Source organism: Clostridium sp. AF35-15 (assembly GCF_003477745.1).
Lineage (GTDB): Bacteria > Bacillota > Clostridia > Lachnospirales > Lachnospiraceae > Otoolea > Otoolea fessa.
The window spans coordinates 1-15,071 of the sequence record NZ_QUDY01000005.1 but is presented as its reverse complement, the minus strand read 5'-3'; the positions used below and the strand labels follow the sequence as shown (position 1 = coordinate 15,071).

The 15,071-nt window shown below is 46.7% G+C and carries 20 protein-coding genes, 1 tRNA gene and 1 pseudogene; all 22 read right to left on the bottom strand.

Features of this window, described 5'->3' with window-relative positions; translation table 11 throughout:
* Nucleotides 1-28: 28 nt before the first annotated feature.
* On the bottom strand, nt 29-655 hold the full coding sequence (locus DWZ76_RS07105; protein ID WP_118472274.1) for a Gp15 family bacteriophage protein: 627 nt from the start codon (nt 653-655) through the stop codon (nt 29-31).
* Nucleotides 652-957: a hypothetical protein gene (locus DWZ76_RS07100; RefSeq protein WP_118472273.1), complete on the bottom strand. Its 306-nt coding sequence runs from the start codon at nt 955-957 to the stop codon at nt 652-654. The genes DWZ76_RS07105 and DWZ76_RS07100 overlap by 4 nt, the downstream gene beginning before the upstream one ends.
* A gap of 10 nt (nt 958-967) precedes the next feature.
* Complete coding sequence (locus DWZ76_RS07095; RefSeq protein ID WP_118472272.1) at nt 968-1,474, bottom strand: hypothetical protein; 507 nt, start codon at nt 1,472-1,474, stop codon at nt 968-970.
* Nucleotides 1,471-1,908 carry a hypothetical protein gene (locus DWZ76_RS07090; RefSeq protein WP_118472271.1) on the bottom strand — a complete coding sequence of 146 codons (438 nt, stop codon included), beginning with the start codon at nt 1,906-1,908 and terminating at the stop codon, nt 1,471-1,473. The genes DWZ76_RS07095 and DWZ76_RS07090 overlap by 4 nt, the downstream gene beginning before the upstream one ends.
* A gap of 1 nt (nt 1,909) precedes the next feature.
* On the bottom strand, nt 1,910-2,344 hold the full coding sequence (locus tag DWZ76_RS07085; RefSeq protein ID WP_118472270.1) for a minor capsid protein: 435 nt from the start codon (nt 2,342-2,344) through the stop codon (nt 1,910-1,912).
* A complete protein-coding gene (locus DWZ76_RS07080; RefSeq protein ID WP_118472269.1) occupies nt 2,344-2,703 on the bottom strand; it encodes a DUF6751 family protein in 360 nt (119 codons plus the stop codon). The genes DWZ76_RS07085 and DWZ76_RS07080 overlap by 1 nt, the downstream gene beginning before the upstream one ends.
* A 2-nt stretch (nt 2,704-2,705) precedes the next feature.
* Entirely contained in the window at nt 2,706-3,098 is a 393-nt protein-coding gene (locus tag DWZ76_RS07075) for a hypothetical protein (RefSeq protein ID WP_118472268.1), read from the bottom strand.
* A gap of 15 nt (nt 3,099-3,113) precedes the next feature.
* Nucleotides 3,114-4,310 (bottom strand): phage major capsid protein, encoded by a 1,197-nt coding sequence (locus DWZ76_RS07070; RefSeq protein ID WP_118472267.1) that lies wholly within the window; start codon nt 4,308-4,310, stop codon nt 3,114-3,116.
* Between the two features lie 3 nt (nt 4,311-4,313).
* Nucleotides 4,314-4,859, bottom strand: a complete 546-nt coding sequence (locus tag DWZ76_RS07065) for a phage scaffolding protein (protein WP_182431286.1) — start codon at nt 4,857-4,859, stop codon at nt 4,314-4,316.
* A gap of 160 nt (nt 4,860-5,019) precedes the next feature.
* Nucleotides 5,020-5,199, bottom strand: a complete 180-nt coding sequence (locus DWZ76_RS07060; RefSeq protein WP_118472265.1) for a hypothetical protein — start codon at nt 5,197-5,199, stop codon at nt 5,020-5,022.
* Nucleotides 5,180-6,727: a phage minor capsid protein gene (locus DWZ76_RS07055; protein ID WP_118472264.1), complete on the bottom strand. Its 1,548-nt coding sequence runs from the start codon at nt 6,725-6,727 to the stop codon at nt 5,180-5,182. Before DWZ76_RS07055 ends, DWZ76_RS07060 begins: the two co-directional genes overlap by 20 nt.
* A complete protein-coding gene (locus tag DWZ76_RS07050; RefSeq protein WP_118472263.1) occupies nt 6,724-8,088 on the bottom strand; it encodes a phage portal protein in 1,365 nt (454 codons plus the stop codon). Before DWZ76_RS07050 ends, DWZ76_RS07055 begins: the two co-directional genes overlap by 4 nt.
* 6 nt (nt 8,089-8,094) lie before the next feature.
* A complete protein-coding gene (locus DWZ76_RS07045) occupies nt 8,095-9,468 on the bottom strand; it encodes a PBSX family phage terminase large subunit (protein WP_118472262.1) in 1,374 nt (457 codons plus the stop codon).
* Nucleotides 9,458-10,315, bottom strand: coding sequence for a terminase small subunit (locus tag DWZ76_RS07040; protein WP_118472261.1), 858 nt, complete (start codon nt 10,313-10,315; stop codon nt 9,458-9,460). Before DWZ76_RS07040 ends, DWZ76_RS07045 begins: the two co-directional genes overlap by 11 nt.
* A gap of 230 nt (nt 10,316-10,545) precedes the next feature.
* Nucleotides 10,546-10,618, bottom strand: a tRNA-Ile gene (locus tag DWZ76_RS07035).
* 144 nt (nt 10,619-10,762) lie between these two features.
* Nucleotides 10,763-11,215, bottom strand: coding sequence for a hypothetical protein (locus tag DWZ76_RS07030; protein ID WP_182431284.1), 453 nt, complete (start codon nt 11,213-11,215; stop codon nt 10,763-10,765).
* A gap of 288 nt (nt 11,216-11,503) precedes the next feature.
* Complete coding sequence (locus DWZ76_RS07025; RefSeq protein WP_118472260.1) at nt 11,504-12,166, bottom strand: hypothetical protein; 663 nt, start codon at nt 12,164-12,166, stop codon at nt 11,504-11,506.
* Nucleotides 12,156-12,554, bottom strand: coding sequence for a hypothetical protein (locus tag DWZ76_RS07020; RefSeq protein WP_118472259.1), 399 nt, complete (start codon nt 12,552-12,554; stop codon nt 12,156-12,158). Before DWZ76_RS07020 ends, DWZ76_RS07025 begins: the two co-directional genes overlap by 11 nt.
* Nucleotides 12,547-13,386: a ParA family protein gene (locus DWZ76_RS07015; RefSeq protein WP_118472258.1), complete on the bottom strand. Its 840-nt coding sequence runs from the start codon at nt 13,384-13,386 to the stop codon at nt 12,547-12,549. Before DWZ76_RS07015 ends, DWZ76_RS07020 begins: the two co-directional genes overlap by 8 nt.
* 288 nt (nt 13,387-13,674) lie before the next feature.
* Nucleotides 13,675-14,583 carry a hypothetical protein gene (locus DWZ76_RS07010; protein ID WP_118472257.1) on the bottom strand — a complete coding sequence of 303 codons (909 nt, stop codon included), beginning with the start codon at nt 14,581-14,583 and terminating at the stop codon, nt 13,675-13,677.
* A gap of 48 nt (nt 14,584-14,631) precedes the next feature.
* Nucleotides 14,632-14,754, bottom strand: coding sequence for a hypothetical protein (locus DWZ76_RS15405; RefSeq protein WP_279220581.1), 123 nt, complete (start codon nt 14,752-14,754; stop codon nt 14,632-14,634).
* Nucleotides 14,755-14,872: 118 nt separating this feature from the next.
* A pseudogene (locus DWZ76_RS15045) lies at nt 14,873-15,071 on the bottom strand (hypothetical protein); the annotation flags it as partial.

Sequence of the window (15,071 nt, the reverse complement as noted above, 5' to 3'; positions counted from 1 at the left end):
AGCATGGAATAACCGCAGTAAGGGCACTTTACCCGTTTTGGCATTCTTCCATCCTTCTTTTCACATACGCCCGCATATCTGCGTTACGCTTTGCCAGTCTCAACCGACTATCCATCGTTGCCTGCGGCTCTTCCAGGGAATAAAGTGTCCGCATCTGCTTGATATACGCTTTTTGCTCTTTTCCCATTCCTTTGGTATCACAGGTCCGCCAGTACATGACCTTCGCCATCCGGGTGTTTTCATCCAACGCCTCGAACATCGCCAGGAACTCCCACCAATGCAGGGAGTCGTTCGGCGTCTGCCTGAGATTGATGCTGTACTGCTGCCGGAATGCCGCGTAGATAAGCGGGGCATCCTTCAAAAAACAGTATCCCCGCCGCGCTGTTCGTTTTTTTGCTCCGCTGCCCTTCCGGACAGACTCCCCGCCGCGGTGGAACCAGAGCATATAATCAACTGCCGCATCCAGATCCGGCGGGATATTGCGGGCATAGAACAGATTCAGCGCATTGAGCATCTTCTGTTCGTCGCTGATGTCCTGCCGGAACATTTCAATCTCCGCTGCCATCATGGTGCGGTAGCCAAAAGAAATGTCATAAACTATCCCACCAATGCGTGCCGTACCGGGAAGTTTGTCAAACGTTACTGACCATTTCATTTGATCTCATCCATTGAAAATCCGAGCAGCGTTTCTTTCTGTTTTTTGATTCCTAAAAGCATATCAATGTAAGCGCCTTTCGCCTCTTCCAGATCATCACAGTCTTCCAGAACATCCTCGCCTGTTGATTCTTTAACAAAAGTACGAAACATTTCAATCTCTGCTGCAATAATCTCGCTGAGTGTCCCCTTTTTATTGACTTCCTTTTCCGTCTTGCTCATCTTGTCAAGAGCCTTTTCAAATGCTGCGGCATCCTTTAAACGCCCGATTTTAAAATCAACTTCTCTTCCTCTGATCTGCATGTTTATCCTCCTATTCCGCTGAATATGTATACTCCGCCGGTTCTGCCCCAATCTTCTGCAGGTTGATATCGATAGACGATGATTCTCCCGCATTGCCGCCGCCCTCTGAATTGACGATTACGGACACTTGACCTTTCTCACCTTTACCATTGAGCATACAGAAGTACACATAATTCGTTACCGCTGCGTTACCTTTCGCATATTTCATCGCATGGGACAGCATGAAATCCTGCGCCGGATCGCCGATATAACGATCACCGGATACCGCAAAGGATCTTGCTGTTCCAGTCTTCTGGGTCGATTTTCCGGCACGGATATAGGTTTTTTCTGACGTTACCGGGTTAAGATTCGCATCCAGTCCCTCGACGCCCATCTGGACAACCTCATAATTTTTTACTTCTGTAGCTGCTTCTGCCGACGGCCTGGTATCAATCGCCAGTACCCAGTCATCTGCCGTTACCCAGCCTTCATAAGATGCGTTTGGTGTAACGCCTGCCATTAATTCACTGATTTTCATCGCTTGTCTCCTTTCTCAAAATAGACAATCCGGCACTGTACCATGTACCGCGCCATTCCTTCCTTTACATTGACGCCCGCCAGATTTGGCATATTCTGGAGCGTCTCCATCTTCTTTATCTGGCAACTATTCGGAAATTCCGGATAGTTCCGCTTTTTATTCTGCTCTTCCAGCCAATCCATGAAAGCCTGGGCGAAATTCATCGCCGTGAGGTTCAGATCGTCCGTATCGGTCGAATACGGCTGCACAATTATAATCGAGAAACCATATTCTTTTTCAGACCCCCAAAGATACTTTTTAAGCAGCTTGTCCGAATAGTTTGTTACCAGCGAAATGCCGCTGTAATCATCCGAATAGTTAAATTCCAGGTACTGACCCGCCAGCTCCTCGGCTTTTGGTTGGAAGAACGCCGTCACTGCATCATGCTTTGTCATGTCACTTACCTCCGAGATAGTTTTCCAGTGCCCGCACCAGATCGCCCTTGCGCGCCCTCATCATAGCCTTGTCCCATTCGGATGTAGCCTGCGGATGGCGGAAATGGCTGTATTTCAGCTTCTTTCCGGTGGAGGACTTGTGTGGTGGGGAATAATATCCCATCACAGCGCCGCCATCCATCAGCGGATAGTTCGGACCGTATGCCACGCCCTTGTATTGGTAATGAGCATATGGCGATTGATACTCAATCACACCAGTGTCTCCCTCTACATGGACACTGACATTCTGGGCAAGTGCCAGGCTGTCAGCCGGAACATACGGATCCATCAGCCGTTTTGCCTCGTTGGCGAGAAACAGAAGACCATCATTGCCCCTTGTTTTCTCTTTGGCAATCTGATCCGATGTTTTATTCCATTTGATTTCGACATCCATCATCAGCCCCCCAGTCTGTAGTGCTTCGCCATCCGATAGGCGGTATTGTCTGAATATGCGCTGACAAGAAACGCATTCGGCTTATTCCGGCGCAGGACTTCCGCCGCCGTGTTAGGGCTTTTTCCAGTGATCTCGTCCGCACATTCGCCTAACACTACTACATCCCCCGGAGACACCGAAAAATCGCTTCCAGCCGCTTCCAGGGGAATACGTACTGTGTAGGTGTTCGTCTGCGATGCTTCAGTATCATTCTGAACCACGGTGATCCCAGACTTCCAAAAACATTGCTCGAACACACTCTTGCTCCACGCCGTTCCAACCTTCCGGAAGACTGTAATTATCTGATTGTAATTCGGGTTCATTCTCACACCCCCCGATAAAGCAGTGGCGTATTTCCCAGATACCGGCAGATGATCTCCCGGCACTTTTTCCGTTTCCCCTCTTCGGTGTAAATCGACCTTGACAGGTCAATCGTGCCGGATTCTCCGTCGTTGGAATACGATGTCAACGGACCGCCAAAATCAGATGTGCTCTGCGAAGCCTTGTCCGCCCGATAGAGCAGTTCTGTCAGCTCACAGGTGCAATCTTTCACACCCTCCGTCAAAAGGCTGATATTCGCCTTGATTCGGTCGAATGTATAGCTGTCTACGATCCGCTCCGCCTGCTTTTCCCAGAACAGGAAATCCGCATCCGGCACCGCAGGGGAACGCCCCTGCAGATAACCAGAAATGTAATAGTCCCGCGTTGCATAAGCCATTGCATCAGCTCCTTACTAGGCCTGCGCTACCAGAGTGATCGCCTTGTTTACGGCAGAAGCGTCAACCGTGAACGTCTCCGTTACCGGAACAAAGCCTTTCTTCGTGATCTTTGCCGCATAGGTGCCTTTTCTCAGGTTAAACTCCGCTTTACCAGCCGAATCCGTCTTAAGGATCGCACCATCTACGTTGATACGGACATCCTCATAGGCCGTCGGGCTGGACTCTTTGCCATCCGTTACCGTAAAGGTTACCTTCTGGGTAACAGCCGGAGTGCCCGGCTCCAGATAAGCAAATGTGCAGCCGGTACGATCCTCATTGAGGCGGGTTGCCGGATTCGGGAGCGCCCAGCCCATGCGGAATACTACACGAAGCGCAATCATATCCTGCTGTGCCAGGTTATAAACGATATCCTTCGTATTCGGATCCTGGATAACGCCCTCTGTCAGCAGTTTTACGGTAATATCCTGGCGAATCGCGTAAACAGCCTTGGAGAAATCGCCGACAACCAGCTGTGCGATATCCGGCATGAAGGAACCGTTCTCCGGGAACTGGATCGGTACGCCATCCAGCGCATACTTGCTGGAATCCTGCATATTATGTGTGAAAATCGGCTGCTTGTTTGAATCACGCAGTCCTCTCAGCTTGGACTTGAACGTCATCGGGGCGATTGCTCCGGTTACCGCATAGCCATCATCCTCAACTTTAGAAAATACACCGCCCTCTCCAAGGGTCAGATCGTAGTAGTCCTTGCCGGAAGATGGGGAAACATTGTTCCCAGCCTGACGCGCCAGGGTAATGATATCTGCCTGCCACTCTCTCGGTCTGTTATCGCCAAAGATAATTGCCGCATCGACTCTCTGACCGATTGCCTCATTGACTCTTGGGGTAATCTCGCCCAGAATATCAATCTCGGCATCATCAAATACAGACTCCGGAATCGGCACGATAACCGCCAGCTCTGCCGCAGTCAGGTATACGTTGTCCCACGCCTGCATAGAGGTCTGCTTCATTCCAGTATCTCCATCCACCCAATAAGCCGTCGGAAGAAAATCCAGAACGCGGATACGGGTCTGCTTGGATGTCATGTTTGGAAGCTTGCGCGCCATCCCCATGAATGCGGACTGTTTCGGTGCATCCTGGAAGATGGTAGATACAATCTGCTCACGGATTAAAGCTTCAACTGCTGATCTATCTGTGATATTTACTGCCATATTTTACTCTCCTTTTCCGAACAGGTTTCTCAGTGCTTCGTTCGCCTGTTCTCTCTTTGTCTGTGCATCGTTATTGATGCCTGATGTGCTGCTTACCACTCTCGGAACCGGCGCAGAACTGCCAAACAGGTAATCATTATCCTTTTTAACCGCTGCCAGAGCCGCGTCAATGTCCTGTGTCTGATTCTTCGATGCCTTTAAGCCATCCACATCCAGAAGCGCCATGATCGCGCGCTCGTTCTTGCCGGATGCCTTCCGGATCGCCTCCTTGACCGCCGCATCAAATGCATAATCAGATTTGATTTTCTCGATCTCCGCATCCTTGCCCTTCATCTGCTCGGATAATTCATTGATTTTGGTCTGGAGTCCCGCTGCATCGATCCCCTCCATTGCTTTCAGGGATGCCTGTGCGGTCGCAAGCTGATTCTTATAGCCGTCCCTCTCCGCCGTCAGGGAGTTCACCTGCTTTCCGGCCTCCGCCATGATATAATCAATCTGTTCCTGTGTCAGTCCTTTTTCCTTGAGTGCCTCAGTCTTAAAAATTGCCATGTTGCTTCCTTTCTCGGCTTTTTCCGATGGGTAGCCGTCCATCTTAAAAGTAGGCTTTTACGGCAGCCACGCCAAAAGGGTATAAAAATAACACACATTTCTGCGTGCTGATTACTGATTTTGGGTATAAAAATACCACCTATCTGCTGACGGGTGGTATTTAATCGTCCCTATGGTTCGGACATTGCAAGCATGTTTTTTTATAATCTGGAGTTTCTAACACCTTCTCGGGAATTGTCCATTCTGGTGCCAGCCCTTCCACATTCATGTGGATGTCATAGCATATTCCTTCATCAATTTCCGCATCCATTAACGGACAGCTAAGTTTTTTTATTGCCATATTGTTCTGCCACCTCCCTTATTTTCAGTGTTGGCTCATCAAATTGCTCTTTCTTAAATGCGGTTCTTATATTTCTATTTTTCACATCCACATACGTCGCACCGTTAGGGCTGTAATAATTTATAAACTGACCATTCCATCTTGTAAGAGAAATATCCGCTTCTTGGATAAACTTTTCTGCGTCGGCTCTGGTAACTCCGTGTAGGCGTTCGTCATTGATATGCTCCGTATCGTAAGTAAATCCAGAGACATCCACTTTATCTGGATTCAGTTTCGGAACTCCTCGAATCTTCGCTTCTGCTAGCTCTACCTTTATTCTATCATTTTTCTCCGACTCTTCAAGCCTTTTCTGTTCTGTCTTTGTTGGTGTAAACCGCCCGCGCAGACCATCTTGTGTGATCCGCTGCTTCCGCTCTGGCAGATGCATTGTCTTTGAAAAATCAGCATATTTCTGCAACTGTCCCTGATACTTGGCTTTTTTGAGAATAACATCCTTTTCATCCGCGCCGCCCGTCTGCAACAGCTTCACCTGCTGCCGGGTCGCACGCATATTCCTCTCCATCTTGCGCTGCTCCTGTAACGCCTCATAAGTGGTATAGGACTTGCCGTAATAATCTTTCGGAGTATTTTCTTCATCCAGCATCTCCTGCAGCTGATCGTCGGTATATGTCCGCGTGGACATACCAGGGATAAACGGACTGTAATCATGATAGCAGTTTGCTCCATGCAATCCAGTCACCGTACCGAGTCCGCAAACGCTCTGAAGCTGTTCCATCGTCCAGACCCGTCCCTGCCAAGGTTGATGCGATGGGCGGGCACCCACATGATAAGAAACCTCATAGCTGTTCGTTTTGAGGTCTGCTGCCACCTGTTCGTTTATCTTACCCTGCACCTGCCGAAATCCTGTTAAAACCGCTCTCCTAGCTGCTACGTCCACGCGGCTGTGAACACCGGAATCATAATCAATCCACCGAAGTCCTGAGTTCGTCATGCGGCTCACGGTACGCTTGAGGACAGTCCCATAGTCAAACCCGCCAGACTGTATATCCAGAACAGCATTATCCAGCGTGGAGCGGTAGAACGTCATAAGCGGCGATGCCTGTATGCGTCCATCAGGTCCGCGAATCGCGAAGCCCATTGAACCGGCGATATTCTTATATTCTCCCGAAAGCTGAGACTTGACCGCTTCGGTCAGCCGGATGAGCGGCGTGTTCTCTTCGAACGGCAGCATCTTGACGCCGGATGCTTTGTAGGCTCTGGAGTGCTGATAATACTGCTCATACACTTCATCCGAAAAAATGTGTTCCATTTCCTCGTCACTCTTCTGCAGTGTTTCCTGCACCCAGTCTTTTATTTCTGATTCTGCCTTTCCGAGTTCCTCCAGCCTCCGGATCTGCCAGTCAGACGAAGCAGTCGAAAAGCCTGCGTCTTTGATTCGCCTGGCAACATCCGACATGATACGGATCTCCAATTCCGAAAACAAGTTTCCGGTTTTCAGCGCCAGTTTTTCAAGTTCTCCCTGCGTCACTCAATCACTTCCCCTGTGCTGCTGATTTCACTGATTGCAGCTTTGGCTTCCTCTTCGGTTTCTCCGTACCACTTCATTCGGTACTCATACAGAGCCATCGCACCCATCGCCACATCCGCGCGGTCATTATCTCGTTCGGCTTTCGCATCGACCACAATGGAATCATCCCACTGGAAGGACAGATGATAGGCTCCGGCAGGACATAGAGAATAAATGTCGCACCAGAATGCCATCGCATCCACCAAATCCGTCAGTGCCTTCTGCAGGGCTCTCTGACAGTCTGAAATGAAATCATAGGATCTCTGCTTACTGGCTTTGATTTCCTCCGCCGTCTTATCCGTGTTGTTCGGATCCGACAGAGTACCGTAAGCCAGATTACAGCGGAACTCAATCAGGCGCATCTGCTGATTCCATCCGTTGTAATATGACGAATCACGGATAGCCGGGGAAAAGACATCCAGAAGCGGCTTGTCCTGCGCGCCAGCGGCATATTCGACGCCCCTGTACAGACGTTCCTTGCCGCCCGGATACTCATAGCTGTTTGTATCTGGATTGTATTTAAGCAAGCTCTGAGCGATATGTACCGCCGTTTCCTTGCTGTCATACTCCCAGTTAATCTGTGAATACCGCCGATCTGCATCCTCAATCTGTTTAATTGCCCGTGAATAAACAGAAACGCCCAGCGGACTGCCGGAATCTTTGTTATTTCCAAGCGGCACCGCAAAATACCCAATCGGCAGCTTGCTGACACCAGAAAACTGCATTTCTTCCGCCAGTTCCGACCATCTTGGAACGCTTCCGATCGAAATCTCCGAGCCTAAAGTTCCCTTTGTCCTCGCCACGAAGACCCGGTTCTTAATTGAGAGCGTGTCTCCATCCAGCGAATACAATTCGATTCGGCTATAAATGGCATTGCCCTTCCGGAACTGATCCAAAAAGGCACAGCGCGTCATTTTCTCAGAGTCAAAATCCAGTGGGAAGAACATATCCGCCTGGATGTACTGGATCGCGATACCATTTACGGAAACATACGGTTTGAATACCATGCTGCCTTTCGCAAAGGCATATTCTGTCTGAACCCGGAGCTTTCCAAGAACGTTTTGATACATGCTGTTTAGAAAATCCGCTCTCGGACTGCCATCAACCTTGCTCTGTAATTCCAGGGTCGTAAGTCTGGCAATCTCTCCCGCCACCGTTGCCGGGATATTCGCGTTATCTATCTCATGGAGCCACGGCGATTTTTCTTCATACATCCGGGACCACAATTCAATTAAGGCACTGCTCCGCCCGGACATGGCAAAATCAATCTGCTCATTTCCAAGGACTTTCCGCAATGCCTCATACATTTTCGTATAATCCATTTTTCATCACCCATATTTAATGAGCTGGCTGATTCGCCGCTCTAGTGTGTACTCAAAACTATCCAGAGAGTCGATATCACTGGTTCCATCATCCAGCCGAACATTCTTCGTCAGTTCTTTTGGATCCCACACAGCTGTGCATAGTGCATTGACCAAGCTCTCGCATTCTCCCTCAACATACTGAAAACGCCCCTGCGCCATCAATATCAGCACCGCGTTGATTCGGTCATTGATGGGAGCTTTCAGCGCATTCTCGACCCGAATCCAACCGAGTCCGTTGTGCCGGAGACTGCTCCGGATGCCTGCAATCAGCGTCTGCTCTGCGCTATCTGCATAAACCGTCGTAATATAGCCGTACTGCCCTAAGACTTTCCGGACGAAGTTACAGAACATATCTCCCAGCATCTGAGGATCTATCTCTATCTGGTTGCCCGACTCATCCTTGCATCGAATCCACTCCGATGCAAGCGCCACCACATTGTGGTAACTTCTTGTAATGGCGGTAGCCGTGAACGAATGCCCCGATCCGCTGCCACCGAAGTCAATCCCCAGATTGATCTCCATGAGGTCCGTCGGTTTGCCCTGGATCCGGAATGTTCCGATTCCCGCAGTGATATCATCCGCAAAGCGTCGGTAAATCAGACCGGTTGCTACTACACGCATTCCCTTGATGTCACGAAGAAACCAAATCGAATTGACATCATACCGGCTTTCTATCTCATGCAGACGCTCCGGCGTGATGTTGATGTTATCGTAGATGGTACAGTGCATGTAGTTGTATCCACCAGGGAACTCCCCCGCTTCCTGCTGCTTCTGGTAGCGGTCGATGTATTCTGAATAGATAGCCGCCCGCGGGTTGTCCGGATTTAAGTCCCAAAATACTTTTAAGCGTTTCGCCGCCAGCTGACGGTTAAACGCCTCTTTGATGGTCTTGTCATGGTGCAGGTTGATCTCCGTGGCAATCCACATTCCGTAAGAGTTGCCTCGAATCTTCTTATAACTGTCTTCCTTGCCGCCACCTGCGAAGATAACAATCTTCTGCTGCCAGCTCGTCGAAGGTCCCTTTACAAACAGAGCTTCATTATCTTTGTATTTTCCCCAGTGGCATTGTCCCCGAAAAATCCATTCCAGTCCCAGACCATTGCAGTCTCCGATGTTCAGCTTTGCATTGCCGACCGTTGAACCGGTTGCCAGGTGGATTCGATCCGGAGTTGTTTTTAACTCATGCGCAAACGCAAAGATATTGTCCACCGTCTTGCCTGCTCGAACTGCGCCCTCTGCCACATTATAGGAGCACTGCTGACACCGCCGGATGTATTCCTTGTGTTTCTCTGAGAAGTGAAACTCTATGGTTTTCTTTTTGACTACCTTACCCGCCATAAATCTCGCCCTCTATCTCATCCAGATCCTCTATCTCCTGCCCCTGTCCGGTTATTTTATCGGTCTGGGCTTTCAGATGCTCCATTCGGCTCTTCTGTTCGGGTGTGGCTAAGTCCATATGCGCCGCCAGCCATTCCAGCGCTTTCATCCGGTCCGCCAGCTTGATACTGACTCCGTCTCTGCCCTGCTTTACTTCCGTGACGATCGTACCATCAACCTCTCCAGACTCCCGGAAGCGAACTGTATTGACGACTTTGGTAACTGGAATCTTCTTTCCTGTCTCCTCGTCCTCCTGCAGTACCGGACCGAACGCGCCCATAACCTGAACCTCTTCTCGCCCAAACTCCACATAATCTGTGATGTCAGCAAAGGCAATATCCATGTATTTCTGGAAGATATCACTCTCGTCCAGAAGCTCACGGTTAAGGCGGGCTTGTTTCAACCTCTGAATCTCTGCTATTATTGCAGTATTTTGCAGTAGGGCATAGCCGTTTGACCCTGCCGTTTCATAGCTGCAACCATACGCTTTCTGATATGCCTTCGTCGCATTGAAGCATCGAACATAGTGCAAACAAAAAAGCTGCTGCTTGTCAGTCAGATTCGGGTTCTCTATAACCCGCTCCACTTCCTCAGCAACTGCTTTCTTTACTCTTTCCGAGCGTTCGTTCTTCTTTTTCGAACGTTCACTTTTCTTTTCCGAACGTTCGCCATCCCATCCATAGGTATGTTTCCACCGGCGGACGGTGCCTTCTGGCACTCCCAGCTGCGCCGATATCTCAACCAGCTTTTTACCCTGCTGATATAATTCTTTCGCCTGATCTACTCTGGCATCCGGCGCTCTGGCCATGCACCACCACCTCTCATTTCTCTAAGTTTTATGTAACCAAATACGATCCCGCCGGCACCATACAAGACAGCCGACTGCTGCCTTCTCGCAGGAGGTGGGCTGGTGCCGTGCGCGCCGTATGATAATAGGCAGAAGAAAAGCACCCATCTTGCGACAGGTGCCATCTCGAAAGGATATTTTATTATGTCTAACACAAGTAGACCGGCATGCTGCCCGCTCAACATGCCAAATCGGAACGGAAGGACTTGAACCCTCGACCCACCGGATATAAGCCGGCCACTCTACCAACTGAGCTACGTTCCAGGGGGTTCCCCGCCGGGACCATCTTCCAGCGGGGTTGAAGTACATACGGAGGATTTTTCCGTCATCGTGAACCGTCCACATTCGCCGTCACACGAATGCTTAATACCATACTACTACTTTTATAGCGAACACGACCGAACATTTTTATTTTTCTTCAAAAAATCGGGAATTTCTCATCCGGCATCCATCTTCCGTATATTTAACCCGACGTTTTGGAAACATCCGGTTCAGTCGATAGGCTACTTGAATCCATGTCAATCCCTCCAGATAATAGAAGCGGAACATAATTCTCAAATCAGGCTTTTTAATCGCCTCTATGTACTCCTCTGCCTTTGTCGTTAATTCCAGAAGCTCCGCTTCCTTGGCTGTCAGAAGCTTCCGGTAGCGTTCCGCCGCCCGCTTCTTTCTATACAGCATCGGATCTGGAAAACCATTGACCTTGATCGGGCCTATCGTTAAATCCGCCCTGCTCCCTTTTACGGTGTCCGCCACAATCGGCGGGTTTTCCAGGAACTTGTCCAGTTCCCGGATGCGTCTTCTAATATCTTTTATCTCTTCCATGACTTCGCAATACTGCAGCAGCACCTTTTTCTCCAACGGTACCACCTCCCTCTATTTTACTTCACAAGCCTTCAATGCCTATCACTTCCCTTATTTCTGGCATTCTGCCATTATTTTATCATGGTGGGGCGGGAGGGGTTCTCTGCACGTTTGGATTTTTGGGGATCGAAAAAGGCTGCCGCACATTAATACGACAGCCCCGATATTAAAGATGCATATGCTTTTGTTAATTCTACAGGCGCTGATTGCTCTCATTTCACCTCATCGAGCTTAAAATAAATGAAAAGAGCCACGCAGTGGCGGCCCCATTTACTAAATCTACTACTATTTTTCTATCTTTCCTTCTAAACGCTCATAATCTCTTTGTCCAACCAGTGTATAAAGAACTTCATTGTTGTTACGAAAAGCCGCCCATATATCATCAGGTTTATTATCTATCAAGAAATCTTTTAGCTTCTTATAAAATGTCATCATACTATCACAAAACGCATCTATTATTTTATCATTCACTTCATCTGCCAGCAATAACTCCTCATAGAAACTATACATCGGAAGTGTAAAATTGGCATTACTATGTACAACATTACAGCATTTTCCATATTCTCCCTCTAAATAGCTATAATATTCCTTACAACTATTTTCCGCAAATTCTGTAAACATATTCCTAACACCTGTTGCATTCATATCATCATATTTCAATAAAACTCTTATTAAATTTTCGATCAATGAACGAAATGTTACATAATATATTCTTATTGAATTTTGAGATAATGAATGTACTAATACTAGCATATCATTTATCAAGCAACTATAATAATGCGTCTGATTATTATCTACATAAAAATAAAAAAACTTCTTTAAGAACAGCACGTTTTTGGCCACACACGTAATCTTACTTTTCTGAATTCTTTTATCACCGCATACCATATTGCAAAATCTTTCAATGTCTTTTTTGCAATTATCTGCTTCATAGTATCTATTCAGCATCGCCAAATCCTCTTAACCATTTTTCTAATTTATCATTTTCATTTCCTTTACGAGATCTTTTTATAACTTTATCTTTTTCTGAAATCTCTTCCGAATTTTTCATAATCTTACGCATGATATGTAAAACTTTATCACCATCGATTTCTTCAATATTTAGCAATACCCTGCAAGTTCTCGCTGCCATTAAAGTACGTGATTTAACCACATACGGTGGAAACTTTTCTTTTAATGTCTGTTCAATAAATTCACTAACTTCTACATTGGTCTTAATATATTTTCTTGATATAATAAAAACACAAAACAAACTTATTATATCTAACATATCAAGCTGTTTTTTCTTCAATCGATCTTTAACTATTTTTTCAAACAAAAATTCACTATTATTCATTATACTGTTCCACCTTTTTCAAAAATTCATCGCAAAGCACAGCAATCTCTTCTCGCGATTTTTTATACTTTGAAGAAATATTCCCCTGCAATCCAACCAGTAAGTCGTTAACAAAAGAGGTTGAATTTGAAAACAATCCAATTTTTTTAACGATATCATCTTTTTCAAATGTTTCTTTAAGCATTAGTGTTTTTTGCGTCAAATCTCTAATCATAGTATATACAATACCTAACGGGAGAATTCCTATATGTTCATTGTCATCCAAGCGATCTATTACCTGTTTTAATAATTTAATCCCCAAAATAGAATATCTATCAATTCGATTTGGAACTAAATAAAAGTCCGAAGCTATTAATGCTGCATCTGTATATACACTAATGGTAGGTGGGCAATCTATAAAAATAAAATCATAGTTATCTCTCAATTTATTCTCATTGATAAAACGCTTTACTTTTCTCGCTTTAGTCCCATCTTTATCACTTTCTACAAGAATTAAATTGATAGTTCCAGGAAGCAAATCCATATTATCATTCAATTTTACTAACACATCATCCGGCGTTGGAATGTCAACTTTTTTTGCAAGTGTAAGTTGTGATTGAAATAGCTTCATTACTGTTTTATTGTTGTCTCCACTAGAATATTCGTTCATATACTCATCTTCTAAGTCAAACTCATTGATTAAACTTTGTGTCGTATTGAACTGTGGATCTAAATCAATAAATAAAATTTTCTTTTTACAATATGTAGCTAAGTATTCTCCAATTCCAATGCATAAAGTTGTTTTTCCAACTCCACCCTTCATATTAATGAATGAAATAACTTTTCCGCTCATGTAATCTTCCCCTTCGACATTTTTCTTTCAGTATAACACATGTTGCCCAAAAAACAACGACAAAAAGACACCCTTTTTGAAAGATGTCTCATATTCCCTGGAATATCCGGGCGTAGAATCCCCAAACCAGGCAAATCGGAACGAAAGAGTTCAAACCTCCGCGCTGGATGTAAGACGCTCTATCGACTGTGCTTACCACCTCACTCTATTTTTCTACGCGAACCTCAACTGCCCGCCCGCATCCTCGCCCAGGCGATCCGCCCGGCAATTCGGCAGCCGCTTCGCCTTTTACGCCTTATAGTTTTCAAATTTTTTGACTGATGCGAACGCATATTTGGAATTAACCCATCGTTGCAACCTTATCAAATCATCCCCTCGCCGAAGTTTGTACTTCTCATAAATCATCACGTATGGGGTATATCCCATATCCCGCAAAGTATAAATCCGTTCCAAATCCTGTTCCAGTGTTGTATCAAATCCACAAAGCACATACACGCCCATCTTACGATAATCCCAGCCTGTCACACGTTTAAATGCCTCGAACTGCGGAACGATTTTGTCTTTATCATCGTATCGATCCCAAGCGAAATGAATCCGCTTAATCTTCATCTGTTTGAGATACTGCGCTTTTTCTGCCGTCATAATACGAATGTCGCATCCTTGTGAAAAATCAACCCACGCTCCACTCTCAATGAGCTGCTGGCTCAAATCTTTCCATTCGCGACAGGCAAACATATTTGGATCTAATAGCACAATATTCTTCTGTCCTGCCCAGAACTCGGACAGATTTGCCACTTTCCGGCTGCACTTTCCTTCTTTTTCCCCCACAATGCAAAAGTTACATCCGCGCGGACATCCTCTAGTCAGAAATCCATATGCTGTATCTTTGCACAGTTCTGGATACAGGCCATAGTCGGGATAAATATGCTCAATTTCATCTGGCAAGCTGACGCCGCCCGATGGATAATTGTAGCCGGTCCCGCCTTTTATGATTTCTCTGGCATTTATCGGATGCGGATAATCTGGTGTAAATGTAAAGACCTTGCTCATATACACCCTATCCGGTGGATTCATCCATGCAGTCAGCGGATCGTACCATTCCACGGCATCGCCCTTCCGCTTATGCCACGTTGACAACTTCATAATCGGCAGACTCGGAAAATTGTGTCCATCTACATCGATCAACGCTACTCTCATCCGCTCTTCCTCTTCTGCCGCCCGCTTATGGCTGATTTATCTAACCACTTAACCCTCGTCATCTGCTATGTACTCCTCGCACACTTCCTCATCGCCCGCCGGATGCCAGTCACAAAACTCGTCATACCAGCAGTTCCAGCACGCTCTATTGCAATTATCATTCATCTCCATGTCCTTTCTTCTACCTCTTCTTCGGTAGCTTCCCCGTCAATAGTTTCTGTTTGATATCTCCACCCAAATTCATATCCACGCATAATGAATTAATTTTGTCGTTTCTGCTCTATTCATCTCAAAACCTCTCCATGATAGTCTTGTAAAACGCATCACAGGCGGCATCCCATCCCCTGGCAAACTCATCGCCCGCATCACAGCCGCCCATCTCTTTTATCAGCTCCAGCACTGCCGCTTTGGGGATGCTGTCCTCCGCATCTTTCTTCATTCCTTCCACCTCCCCAGCAGCCTCATATATCTGCTTATCTCTGCCAACG